9 protein-coding genes are annotated in these 13,342 nt (G+C 46.0%); 2 read left to right on the top strand and 7 right to left on the bottom strand.

The genetic code is table 11. From position 1 onward, the window contains the following. Positions 1-8: 8 nt before the first annotated feature. Both ftsH and rsfS read right to left on the bottom strand, forming a co-directional pair. Positions 9-2,039 carry an ATP-dependent zinc metalloprotease FtsH gene (ftsH, locus tag IC230_RS07520; protein ID WP_191038355.1) on the bottom strand — a complete coding sequence of 677 codons (2,031 nt, stop codon included), beginning with the start codon at positions 2,037-2,039 and terminating at the stop codon, positions 9-11. A gap of 159 nt (positions 2,040-2,198) precedes the next feature. Further along, positions 2,199-2,594, bottom strand: coding sequence for a ribosome silencing factor (gene rsfS, locus IC230_RS07515; protein ID WP_191038354.1), 396 nt, complete (start codon positions 2,592-2,594; stop codon positions 2,199-2,201). A 118-nt stretch (positions 2,595-2,712) separates the two neighbouring features. Here rsfS and IC230_RS07510 point away from each other — a divergent pair, with 118 nt between their 5' ends. After that, the gene (locus tag IC230_RS07510; RefSeq protein WP_191038353.1) at positions 2,713-3,474 is read left to right on the top strand and encodes a biotin--[acetyl-CoA-carboxylase] ligase; all 762 of its coding nucleotides are present in this window, start codon (positions 2,713-2,715) and stop codon (positions 3,472-3,474) included. Positions 3,475-3,491: 17 nt separating this feature from the next. Here IC230_RS07510 and pafA read toward each other — a convergent pair whose 3' ends face one another. Together pafA and IC230_RS07500 are read right to left on the bottom strand one after the other, a co-directional pair. Beyond that, positions 3,492-5,165, bottom strand: coding sequence for an alkaline phosphatase PafA (gene pafA, locus IC230_RS07505; protein ID WP_191038352.1), 1,674 nt, complete (start codon positions 5,163-5,165; stop codon positions 3,492-3,494). A gap of 105 nt (positions 5,166-5,270) precedes the next feature. Continuing rightward, positions 5,271-6,245 carry a polyprenyl synthetase family protein gene (locus tag IC230_RS07500; RefSeq protein ID WP_191038351.1) on the bottom strand — a complete coding sequence of 325 codons (975 nt, stop codon included), beginning with the start codon at positions 6,243-6,245 and terminating at the stop codon, positions 5,271-5,273. A gap of 282 nt (positions 6,246-6,527) precedes the next feature. Here IC230_RS07500 and IC230_RS07495 point away from each other — a divergent pair, with 282 nt between their 5' ends. Then, positions 6,528-7,523 carry a patatin-like phospholipase family protein gene (locus IC230_RS07495; protein WP_191038350.1) on the top strand — a complete coding sequence of 332 codons (996 nt, stop codon included), beginning with the start codon at positions 6,528-6,530 and terminating at the stop codon, positions 7,521-7,523. 11 nt (positions 7,524-7,534) lie between these two features. Here IC230_RS07495 and IC230_RS07490 read toward each other — a convergent pair whose 3' ends face one another. The 3 genes from IC230_RS07490 to IC230_RS07480 form a co-directional block, all read right to left on the bottom strand. Further along, positions 7,535-8,791 carry a ComEC/Rec2 family competence protein gene (locus IC230_RS07490; protein WP_191038349.1) on the bottom strand — a complete coding sequence of 419 codons (1,257 nt, stop codon included), beginning with the start codon at positions 8,789-8,791 and terminating at the stop codon, positions 7,535-7,537. 17 nt (positions 8,792-8,808) lie between these two features. Beyond that, positions 8,809-9,678 carry a glycerophosphodiester phosphodiesterase family protein gene (locus tag IC230_RS07485; protein ID WP_191038348.1) on the bottom strand — a complete coding sequence of 290 codons (870 nt, stop codon included), beginning with the start codon at positions 9,676-9,678 and terminating at the stop codon, positions 8,809-8,811. 73 nt (positions 9,679-9,751) lie between these two features. Next, a complete protein-coding gene (locus tag IC230_RS07480) occupies positions 9,752-13,147 on the bottom strand; it encodes a TonB-dependent receptor (protein WP_191038347.1) in 3,396 nt (1,131 codons plus the stop codon). Positions 13,148-13,342 lie beyond the last annotated feature (195 nt).

Below are 13,342 nucleotides of genomic sequence, written 5' to 3'. Positions count from 1 at the left end.
ATATGAACTTACAGAGGCAGTGATTCAGGTTCGGTTTCAGCTGGTTTAGCTTCCTTACCGATTTCTTCTTTGATCTCTTCTGCTACGCCTTTGTTCTTATAGGCCTGATAAACGGTTTCACGTTCAAATGGGCGCTTGCCGATTAAACGCACTAAGTCGTTCTGATACAGAATTTCCTTTTCAAGCAGTTCTTTAGCGATGATTTCCAGAGCTTCGCGGTGTTCGGTTAGCAATCCCTTCGTCCGCGTATAGGCAATGTCAACGATCTTACGAACCTCTTCGTCAATATGCTTAGCCGTTTCTTCCGAGTAAGGCTTATTAAATGCATAGTCCGATTGTTTGGAATCGTAGAACGATACGTTTCCAATTTTATCGTTCATACCGTACATAGTCACCATGCTATAAGCTAGTTTGGTGATACGTTCCAGATCGCTTAGAGCACCTGTCGATACCTTACCAAAGATCAAATCTTCAGCTGCCCGGCCACCTAATGCCATACACATTTCGTCCATGAGCTGTTCTGTACGGTACAGATACTGCTCACGAGGTAAATACTGCGCATAGCCCAAAGCTGCAACGCCACGCGGTACAATCGTCACTTTTACGAGCGGATCAGCATGCTCAAGGAACCAGCCTGCTACAGCGTGACCAGCTTCATGATAAGCGACAATCTCTTTCTCTTCTGGAGAAATAATCTTGTTTTTCTTTTCCAGACCACCAATTACACGATCCATCGCGTCCTGGAAGTCCTTCATATCGACGGCTTCTTTGTCGCTACGTGCCGCAATCAGGGCAGCTTCATTACAAACGTTTGCAATTTCTGCTCCCGCAAAACCCGGCGTCTGCGCAGCTAATTCTTTTGGATCAACATCAGCCGCTAACTTAATAGGCTTCAAGTGCACCCGGAAGATAGCTTCACGACCAATAATGTCGGGTTTATCAATGCTGATCTGACGATCGAAACGACCCGGACGGGATAAAGCCGGATCTAGTACGTCAGGGCGGTTGGTAGCGGCCAGGATGATAATTCCTGAGTCTGTAGCAAATCCGTCCATTTCAACCAGTAGCGAGTTCAACGTGTTCTCACGCTCATCGTTGGCACCAGGCATTGAGCCACGACCACGGGAACGACCTACTGCGTCGATCTCATCAATGAAAATGATACAGGGCGCTTTTTCCTTCGCTTGCTTAAAGAGATCACGCACCCGAGCGGCACCAACTCCAACAAACATTTCAACGAAGTCAGAACCGGAAAGCGAAAAGAACGGCACCCCCGCTTCACCCGCAACGGCTTTCGCCAGCAAGGTTTTACCTGTACCAGGAGGGCCAATCAGCAAAGCACCTTTCGGAATTTTTGCACCCAGTTTGGTAAACTTGGTTGGATTCTTCAGGTAATCAACGATTTCTTTTATCTCTTCTTTCGCTTCATCAAGGCCCGCTACGTCGTTAAACGTAATTTTAACCTTATTATCCGCATCGAACAGAGCAGCTTTCGATTTCCCAATGTTGAAAATCTGTCCACCGGGTCCGCCAGCGCCTGACATTCGGCCCAGCAAAAAGTACATCGACAGGATCAACACAATCAAAAATCCCCACGTACTGATAATGCTACCAAAATCACTACGTTGTTCGAATCGGTATTCAACTTTCTCATTCGCCGGGACGTCTTTTTCCATTGCGTCTAAGTCCTTCTTAAAGGTTTCACCAGAAGCAATCTGGATTTGGAAGTGCGGTCCATGATTGTTACTTCCAAAATAGGGTTTATCAGCAAACAGACTACGGTATTTAGGGCTCTGCGCAGCCTGCTGGGTAAGGGTCACCTCGGCAACTTTGTCGTTCACAATTACGACTTCCGCCACTTCATGATCTTTCACCATTTGCTCAAACCGCTTTTGCGGAATATCACGAGTAGCTGTGCTTCGGTTAAAGAACGTAATGCCAAGAATGGCGGCAATCAGCAACGCAACAATCCAGCCCTGAAAGTTGGGCTTACGTGGCCCGCCACGGGGTACTAATGGATTTTTATTATTTTCTGCCATTTCCTCAGGTTGTACAAACGGATTTCTAAAAAAGTAACACCGTTTCGCGAGTGAATGTTTCTCCCGCGAAACGGTTAGGACAAACGGTTCGTCAGTCCCATAAGCGGCTCCCTATCAGGACCAGTTTACCCAGGTTGAAAAAAGGTAAGCTGTTCTCGTTCAGGATACTGCTGTTAGGGCGCTCTCTTCGATCATATGGATCTCGGCATCACCCCACAATTGCTCAAGATCGTAAAAGGCGCGACGGTCTTTTTTAAAGACGTGAGCCACCACATCAACGTAATCCAGCAAGATCCACTCCCGGTTTAGTTTTCCTTCCTTGTGCCAGGGGTCTTGCTTACTTGCTTTGTAAACTTCTTCTTCTATCGACGTTGAGATGGCGTCAATTTGCGTGTCGGAGTTACCCGAACAAAGAACGAAATAATCGCAGATAGCATTTTTGACTTTGCGCAAATCCATTACTACGATGTCCTGCGCTTTTTTTTCCTGCATACCCCGGACAACGAAGTCACGGATCTGCTCGGCGGTAAATTCACTGTTTTTGTTAATTCTCATGCTTTCGGTTTAACATTGCACGGTAAGCTGATCAGCGGGTACTTTGCCTAATGAACGTAAAACGCCCACAGCACCATTTATTAGCTTTTACTTATACTCTACTAAACTATACAATCTTTTGTACAAAATCTATCCCAAAACACTTTTTCTTGGGCAAAAAATCCAATACCTGCCAACCTGTCAGTCTACTAACGACGAAGCGGCTGCTTTGATTGCCCAAACCGACCCGCCTGAAGGCACGGTCATTATTACCGATTACCAAACGGCAGGTCGTGGACAGCGTGGCAATCAGTGGGAAGCGAAACCTGGGCAGAATCTAACCATTTCGCTTATTCTGAAACCAACGTTTTTATCGGCAAGTGAGCAGTTCTGGTTGAATATTGCCATTTCGCTGGGAATTTATGATCTTCTTCAACCTCTCGCAGGAGATGCGCTACGTATCAAATGGCCCAATGATATTTACGTCGGCAGCCAAAAATTGGGTGGAATTTTAATCGAGAATACGTTGCATGGTTATAATATCGAGTGGTCGGTAGTTGGTATTGGACTAAACATTAATCAAACGGAATTTAGTTATCCAACCGCTACGTCGTTACAAAAACAAGCTCCTTTACCCAATAGCTATGACATCGCAGGGTTGCTCAGTCGTCTCTGCGAAACCTTGGAGCAGCGCTATTTACAATTACGCTCCGGTCAACGTGACGCATTAAAAATCAGTTATTTGCAGATACTTTATCGGTATCAGGAAGAACACGTATTTGAGCGAGAAGGGACGTATTTTCGCGGTATTATTATCGGTGTCGATGAGACAGGGCGTTTAGCCATTGCCGAAGGCAATAAGGTTCGCTATTTCGGATTTAAAGAAGTGATATTTTTATAATCTCCTCCCAGTCAATACTATTTAATCGCTTCTACAACTGGATTACCAATGCAGCCACTGGGTTCGAGCAGGTGGAGCAGGGCTGTAATGGTTGGCGCAATATCATGTATGTGTGTCCGACGTAACGTCTCGCCTGGTTTAACGCCCCAACCATATACTAAAAATGGTACGTGGGTATCGTAGGCATAGATAGTGCCATGGGTTGTGCCCCGCTCACGGCCTTCAAGCCAACCGGGTGGCTGCAATACGTAGAAATCACCGCTTCGATTCGGATGATAGACATTCCGAAACAGATTCAATTGCAATTCAGGTATGGCCTCAGCACCGAGATTGTGCAAATTTATTACGTTAACGACTGCTTTTTGCTTCAGCAATGCATTTTGCAATAACTCATATACCTGTTGGATGGCAATTTTCTTTTCGGTTAATAACGTATGATTCAAGTAAATCTGCTGATTGAAATATGACAACATCCACTGGCCTGGTCCGTAAGCTTGCTCAAGGGCCTTTTTCACCGTTTCACCGATTTCACCATACCCTCGCACGCCCGCCGGAATCCGGTACTGCTTTAGAAAACCAGGGGCGTCAACCACACCATGATCGGCCGACAGAAACGCCAGCCATTGGCCTTTACCGACTGTAGCATCTAATTGGTTAAAAATATCCGTCAGCTGACGGTCAAGCCGAATGTAGTTATCCTCGGTTTCGACCGCATGCGTACCAAAGGCGTGACCAATGTAATCAGGCGATGAAAAACTCACGCAAAGCATGTCCGTTACGTCATGCTGGCCTAGTTGTTCACCCTTAAGAGCCGCCAATGCGAACTCTTTTGTAATTTGATCACCGTAAGGACTGGTACGTAAGGGTTCATATTTAAGTCCGCCCGCCTGAATAGTAAACGTGTGCGGAAAAATTGGTTTCGTTTCGCCAGTCAGCACCGATTCATAGGGTTCATCATCAATGGTGCTTTCGGTGTATTGATTCATTGCCAGCGTGGGCTCCCATTTCTGACTGATGAATTGCTCAGGTAGTTTACGGGCATTAAAATCCTGTACCCATTTAGGTAATTCTTTCTGGTAGAACGTGCTGGTAATAAAATTACCGTCTTTCGAATCAAACCAATAGGCGCCATCAGCCGCGTGGCCAGCTGGCATGATAGCTCCCCGATCTTTCAGGGCTATACCAATCACTTTTGCCCGACCGTCCGTACCGAGTTTAAGTTGATCGCCAATGGTTGTTACGAGTAAGTTTCGGGGCGACATCTTACCGGCAGTACCGGTATTCCCTACCGTACTGACCGTGGTATCTTCGGCACAGTACATTAACCGGCCAATGTTCCGTTCATAAAAGTCATTGCCGACAATTCCATTTAGCGCAGGAGCCGAGCCGGTATAGATAGCTGCGTGACCTGGGCCTGTATACGTAGCAGCGTAATGATAATGGTTATTACGAGCGTTAAAACCGCCATCCATCATACGCCGAAAGCCCCCCGTACCGAATTTATCGTAGTATCGATACAAGTAGTCGTACCGCATCTGGTCAACAACGATACCAACAACAAGTTTTGGCCGGGCTAAGGCCGCACGATTGGCAGTAGAAATTGTTTGGGAAATACCCGTTGATTTTGTGGGTTGAGCAAAGGCTGTAGCAGCCAGCAAGGACAGAAGCAGGCAAGTAGACTGTAGACGCATGAAACTGCTTAAATAAATGTTGGTCTTTGCAAATGTACAAACAAATTGCAGGGAGCAATCGTCGATAAAGTAAGGCTTTGTATAAATCAGAAAAGCTACTCTCGACTACTTACTCCGTTCAATCGTATATTGTACCAACTGGTGCAGCGATTTCCGATAGGGCGAATCAGGAAACGAATTCAAGAGCGTCTGGGCTTCAGCAACGTAATGATTCATCGCTTCTGTGGCATATTCAATACCACCTGAACTTTTAACGAAACGGATAACCTCGTCAACTTTTTTCGGGTTTTCACTTTCGTTTTTAATAATGTTAATAATTCGACGTTTTTCCAGGAAACCCGCTTTATTGAGCGCGAAAATAAGCGGCAAAGTCATTTTTTTCTCTTTAATGTCGATCCCCAGTGGTTTACCGACCTCTGCCGTTCCGTAATCAAACAGATCGTCTTTTATCTGGAACGCAATCCCAACTTTCTCACCAAATATGCGCGCCTGCTCAACGATTTCCTGCGCTACACCTACTGAACGCGCGCCTACCGCACAACAAGCGGCAATGAGCGAAGCCGTTTTTTGACGAATAATCTCGTAATAAACATCCTCTGTAATATCCAGCCGACGCGCTTTTTCAATCTGGAGCAGTTCTCCTTCACTCAATTCGCGCACGGCCCGCGAAACAAGCTGAAGTAACTCGAAATCACCATTGTCTATCGACAGCAATAGCCCACGTGATAACAGGTAATCACCTACGAGCACGGCTATTTTATTTTTCCACAGCGCATTAATCGAAAAGAAGCCGCGCCGATAATTCGAATCATCAACTACATCGTCATGGACAAGCGTAGCGGTGTGCAGCAATTCAATCAGAGAGGCCCCCCGGTACGTTGCTTCCGTAATTTTACCAAAAACGCCTGCTGTCAGAAATACAAACATCGGCCGGAGCTGCTTGCCCTTCCGTTTCACGATGTATTTCATGATTTGATCAAGCAGCATAACCTCGCTTTTCATCTGCCCCCGGAATTTCTGCTCGAACAACTCCATTTCGGCAGCAATTGGGGCTTGTATATCAGCGACGGTGAGAGGCATTTTGGCGTTATAAATCGATGGTCACGGTCCGTCGTTGCGGTCAGTTGACTGTCGAAAGTGATAAGAACTAAGGATCGATAGTGATAGACCACTATGGCAGACCGTGCCTATCGACTAAATTTCTGGCAAGTATAGTAAGGAAAGTGCAGAAGCCGAAAAGCCATTTCCAAATCCAGAAGCCTTTCTAAAAACTATCCGTGCGAGGTTTCGTTTTGTTTATTGGTCGAAAAAAGACAATTTTCCGTCGAGGTGTGCCGTTTGTGCCACATATGCCATTCATATATGATCGATAATCCGATACCGCCCGTTCCGCAAGTCGACGCCATTACCCCTCAAACACAATCGCCAACAAAAGCCCTGGTATTAGGAGGTGGTTCACTTAAAGGTGCCTTTCAGGTTGGTGCCGTGATGGCGCTGTTCGAATCAGGCTTCGTTCCTGACAAACTTTACGGAATCTCGGTCGGTAGTCTTAATGCTACGTTTATTGCCAATGAAGCAGCTCGTCAACACGGCGAAAATGGCCAGGTTGACTGGGTGAAAGTTGGAAAATATTTAATTGAATTCTGGATTCGAAATATTACAAAACCCGACGACGTAGCGGTTATCCGATCTAGATTTCGCATGGGTTATAATACGGTTATGAGTCGTTTTGAGGGTTTGCTGGATAACTCACCTATCAAAAATCTGATTCGTAGTCACGTTGATGTGGAAGCCATTAAAAATGGACCTGTAACGCTTAAAGTCGGCGCCGTTGATATTATTGAGGGTGATATGTGCTACGCAGATGCGCACGATCCGGATTTCCTGGATTACGTTTATGCCAGTAGCTCGCTACCCTTTCTAATGCCGGCTGTCCAAATCGGGGGTGACCATCGCCGGGCTTTTTTAGATGGTGGACTCCGCGAAGTAGCTCCGTTACGTGTAGCCATTGAAGATGGTGCTACTGACATTACCTGTGTGGCCTGTCACGCTAAAAAAATATATAACGAAAAATTCAACTATCGAAACCTGCTGAATCTAGCCGATCGGGTAAAGGATATTACGGTGAATCAACTGGTTAACAACGACATTGCCTGGGCCGAACGCTTTGCCGAACGCGAAAAACTTCACGGTAGAAATCTCCAGCTAACTATCGTTCGCCCGACGGAACCGCTCTTTTTAAACCTAATGAAATTTACTTCGGATGATATCAGTCGTATGATCGTGCAGGGTTATCAGGCGGGAACCGATATGCTGAAAACAAAACGTACAGATGGCAAATCAGCGATTTTGCCCTGAAAGTCTGGTATTTACTCAGACTGATATGGACCGTAAATCGCCTTTACAGTGAACGATTCATCGCTATCACTCAAAATCAGAACACGATACGTAGCGCCACCAGGAGCAACCCGAATTACCACATGGCCTGACTGACTTTTTAGCCCAGGCAAAAAACTAGATATGGCTTTTTTAGCGTCCTCAAGTAAATTTATCGCGAATACGTCCCGCTCGCCCTTGTATAACTGCTCAGAATAGATGCGCTCAAGAACATCAGGAGCGGGGTGTGAAGAAGCCCAGGCTGGTACTACCAAAACGCGTGGACGCAAGCTTTTTAACAAAGCTCCATTTTGTGAATCAGCATAACCATGATGGTCAACTAGTTGCACGTCAACTGGACCTACTACGTTAGCAATTGGCGTTTCAACGTCGTGCCAGGCGGGTGCCCCAAACTGAAGCACTCCCTGAATATCTCCTCCCGAAAAATAATCAAATTGACCGTAGCGAATCTGAAAGGCAATACTACACATGTTTTCGTTGGGATAGTCCGCTGGCTTCAGTGATGTCAAATCCGGAAAAAGGGACTGTGTCTGCCTTCCATTTCCCGTACGTATTTGCCCATTTACAGCCAGGTTAATGATTTGAAATGAATATTTTTGTCGAAGAGCAGTCTGATTAATCGAGATAATCTGATCTGTTCGACCTGCTTGAAACCGCTCTACATTTACCCTTTTCTGTTTGATCTGCCAATTCAAAAACTGACGATAATTAGCTACCATCGAATCATTCGCAAACGAGCGTGGGTAGGCATAATCTGGCCATCCCCGATCCAGGATTTTACGAATAGGAATATACTCTCCGACTTCAGTGATTCCCGTTAACACATACCCACTAGCTGACCGCTTTGTTACGTTCAGGGGTGTTCCCATATGGTCGTCATGGAAATGTGTTATGAGTGCATAATCTATAGCTGGGGTGCGTTGGAAACGTAATGCATTCTGTATATAACGGGCAATCCACTCGCCCGCCTGCCGACTGTTATTCGGTTTAGTGGGAATATTCCGGGGTTTGTTCGTTCGCCAGTCATTAGAATTAATTGCCCCAGCATCCACCAATAATGTCGTTCCTTCCGGCAGAATGATAAACGTAGCATTTCCCTGACCTGTATTGATATGATGGATATCAAGCCCACCGGGTTGCCAATCCGATAGGGGTTTTCCCAGCTCCTGCGCCAGGGCTTTAGTACCTATCCATAAAGCCAAGCATAGAAATAACAAGCAAGTTCGCATTGGACAAACTAACTGGATTAGAATAATTTTGAGACTTCAACCGGGCGATCTGTGGTAATGATATCTCCTCCTTGCCTAAATAAAGCCCGATATTCTTGAGTTGCCTCTGTTACTGGTTTCTCATCCAGCTGACCAGCACCATACGTACCGACTGAACAGGGAATTCCAAGTTTGTGTAGACGTTCGTAAAAAGAGGCAGGCTGCACTTTCTGGGGTGTTAACGCAATTAATCTACGCCCAATAAGCAGCGAATCTTTCTCTAATCGCGCTATATCTTCTATTCCATTTATGCCAACGGCCAACCAGAGCGTCGGATAGCGATTCCGTACCCGTTGAGCCTCGAGAAATGAGTAGCAAATGACAAAAACTGAATACTCAGCCTGCTGTTTTTGAACTTCTTTCATTACGGACAATGGATCGGTTCCTGGCTTTATATCCAGAGCTAGCATAAAACGGTTCTTGTTCCAGGCAAGTATTTCGGAGAAGGTTGGTATTTGCTGATCTGTCAACTCTCCAACAAGGGTTTTAAGCTTTATTTCTCTCAGATCAGACAATGTCCATTCTGCAACGGGTCCTTTGGCATTCGATTCCCGGTCCAACGTAGCGTCATGTAACAAAACAAAACTACTGTCGCGCGTCATACGCACATCCATTTCGATGATTGCATCTGGAAGCATCTTTGCCGTTTTGGCGAAGGTTACAATTGAGTTCTCCGTATCTGCCGGACCAGGTCCACCCCGATGAGCAAGTATGAGTGGCCGTTTCCGGTTGGGTTTATACTGAAAGAAATCATCAATAGACTGAGTATTCTGAAAGCGATTTATCTGTTGCGCAGCTACATTGCTCGCTACAAGCGTAATGAGTAAGACTAAAAACGGAATCTTCATAGACTTCTATAAATCAAAATCCCCCGTCACGACTTGGTGTGCGGGGGATTTTGCTGACTTGATAAATGCTCGACTAGAATGAATAACGAATGCCAAGCTGAGCCTGCCAAACGTTATCAATCGTTATGTTTTTCACAAACGAATCTCTGAGCAGAATTGTCTGGTTAACCCCATTGTCAGTGAGAGTTTGCGTTGCAAGCCGATATGTTGGCAAACCGGCAGTATTTACACTAGCTACCGTCAGCGGGTTAGCCGACGTATTCAGCCAGCCTACTCCCCATTTGTTATTCAACAGGTTACCAACGTTCAAAATATCGGCCCGGAACTGAATCGTATGCCGGGTGCCTTTAGCTCCTGTTCTTACAAAGAACTCCTGCATCACGGTGAAGTCGAAACGGGTCAGCCAGGGCGCATAGCCACCGTTACGCTCACTATACTGGCCACGGCGCGTTTTCAGGTATTCGTTTCCTTCGATATACGATTCGAAAGCCGCCTGTTGTTGCTCTGGTGAATAAACAACGGCAGAAGTACCTGAACCGACGGTCGTTGAAGCAAACGCCAGATCGGTCGCTTTCGCCGGTACGAAGAGCAGGTCGTTATTATTTTGTCCGTCACCATTCAGATCACTACCATAAACGTATGATACTTTATAACCGCTGGTCGATTGCATACCCAGCGTAAAGGTTGTTGCTCCACCGAACTTACCGCCATAAGTCAGCCGATAATTTACGTAGCCGATGATTCGATGCCGTAAGTCATTATCTCCGAACGATACAGTCAGGTAATTCTGTCCGCCAACGGTTGGTGCGTTCCCCACAACCGTACTACCAACCGATTGCAAATCTCTGGCCAGTCCATACGTATAGGCTAACATTCCACCAAGCCCATTATTCGCAGGCTTTTCGAGTTTTGCCGTGAATGTGTACGCATTTCCCTCGGTCGTATTTTTCAGTACGAAGGCGTTTGTGTTATACGGATAGTTGATAAAGCGGGTCGTTCCATTTGGGTAACGCCCCCGCGTGTCGGGACCGGTAAGCTGGCGATCCGGAGCTTTCAGGTTGGCGTCAATGTAGCGCAGTCCCTGAATTGTCTTGTTATAAATCACTTCCAACGTACCTATCAAGCCCCAGGGCAACCGTTGATCAATAGCAATGTTTGTTTTCCAGACCACAGGATATTTCAGATCAGGGTCCGTTGCGTTAACCGCGTAACCTGTCAAACTCGAAACATCGGTGGTTTGGGGATTGGGCAATACACCGGCTGGCAATTTGCTAGGATCAGTTACAAATGGGAATCTCCTGGTATCATCAGGTCTGGTAGCATCATAGTTAACGGTTAGGACGCCTGTATTAACCCCATTATTGCCTAACTGATTGGATACCAGTACTTCAGGAATACGCGATACGAACAGACCGCTACCTCCGCGGATTTGTGTTGATCTATCCCCTTTTACATCCCAGTTGAACCCAACACGGGGAGAAATCAGCAGGCGAGGTTTCGGGAAAGCGCCCGTATTGAGCTTATAATCGGCCCCGTTTTCATCCCGATATGTCTGGAGAGCTACACGTGGGTTGTTAAAGGCTGCGGCCGTCGAATTATCGTACGCGAAAATATCAGCCCGTATACCAGCCGTCAGCTTAAAGCTCGGATTGATCTGGAACTCATCCTGTACATAGGCACTATACGAACTTCTATGTAAAGTTTGTAAAGGCTCGGCACCACCAGGTACCAGCGAATAACGCAGGTTATAACGAGCTAATGGAACCGGCGAGGTGGTAGCCGTTGGATTATTTATCGAAGCCAGTGCCGCTTGTTTAAATTCATCAATCGATCTGTATACATAAACACCATTCGACGCTGGGAAGAATACGTTGTTCGATGTATATTTCTCATAGGCCAAACCAAACGTTAGCGTGTGCTTACCGGCAAATACACTGAAATTGTCAGTAATATTCAGCGTCGAATAATTAAGCTTGTTGTTTGGCGTAAACGGATCAAAACCGATAGAGGTGTATGTCGTTCCATCTTTCAGAATATCGATGGTTGGAAAGATGTCTGTACGGTAAGTACGATCTTCGATTTGTTTGTTGTACGTACCAACCAGTTTATTCGCGAATTTACCGCCAAATGTAGAGTTCAGTTCCACAGCAATCGAGCGGGTATTATCCGCAATTTTGTAGCCCGTGTTCTGTGGCGAAAGAGCGTCTCTACCCGAATAACCCGTTGACGAATAACCCGTACGGTTACCAAAACCTGCCGTACTGCTGCTATTACTATTGCTGATGGCCTGATCCGACTCCGAGTCGTGATGTGAGTAACGAACAGCAAGTTTATGATTGTCGTTGATGTTCCAGTCGAGTCGAAGCAACCCTTTCAAACTTTTCACATCATTGTTAAAGTTATCAATAGCTCCCAGATCACGGTTAAAATTATCTTTCATAAACTTGGAAAGATCATCCAGATCAGATGCTAAGACGCGCGATACGTTACCGCCAGTTGTTCCCCGGTTAGCTACCCAGTCGAGCGCGGGTGCACTACTTTTATACTGCTCTACGTTCGCGAAGAAGAACAACTTGTTCTTAATGATCGGACCACCAATCCGGAAACCCTGCGTATTCTTATTGATCGTCACCGGTGGCAAATCCTGGCCATCTGCTTTTTTCCCAGCTAAGTCACTATTCTGAAACAGGTAATAAACCGATCCTGAGAAATCGTTCGTTCCAGAGCGCGTTACGGCGTTGATACCAGCTCCAGAGAAACCCGTCTGACGAACATCATAAGGCGCTACGTTCAACTGAATTTCATCCAGAGCATCCAGTGAGACAGCCGTTGTACCAGTACGTCCACCAGCCTGAGCCGATGATCCTAAACCGAAACCGTTGTTAAAAACAGCTCCATCAATCGTGATGTTATTGAAGCGGGAATCCTGGCCACCAAATGACTGACCGTTTCCGTAAGCATTATATTTAGTAACGTCATTCAGCGTACGACCAATGGTTGGTACAGTATTGATCGTCTCCCGACCATAGGTAGCAGCGGCTCCTGTACGTTCAGAGCTAAAAATACCACTACGGTTTCCTGAAACAACAACCTCTGTAAGCTGAGAACTAGCATCTGACAGATTGAAATTCACGTCAGAGGACGTACCGAGGTTTGTAAAAACTCCGTCTTTTACCTGATCTTTGAAGCCAACAAACGTAGTAGTAATCTTAAACGGTCCACCCACGCGGACACCTGGAAGTGTATAACGTCCCGATGCATTCGTGGTCGTACCATACCGGCTACCTGATGGTTCGTGAATAGCCACAACGGTAGCACCAGGTAAGCCCACACCCTTATCGTCTGTTACGAGACCGTTGATAACGGCGGTGGTTACCTGCGCTACCGCTATGCTTCCAGCGAGCACAGTCAATAGCATACTGCCGAACAGCACGAACGCTACCCGAAATTGCAGTAAATTTCTAGACATAGAAGTGTTTGATTTGGTTAGTATTCTTGAGACATATACCGAATCAGACCGGCGCTCAAGTTTGTGACAAATATGCTTATATTTTTTGAGGCACGAAAGCCCCCCTTCTTAAAAAAGTACCACTATATGCAAAGTCGATAACTAATCTATAAAAATATTCACATTTTTAGACTGTTCTGTTCTATAACAGAAAAT

Source organism: Spirosoma validum, from assembly GCF_014699035.1.
In the GTDB taxonomy this organism is placed as follows: Bacteria; Bacteroidota; Bacteroidia; order Cytophagales; family Spirosomataceae; genus Spirosoma; species Spirosoma validum.
This window is presented reverse-complemented; position numbering and strand designations above follow the sequence as displayed.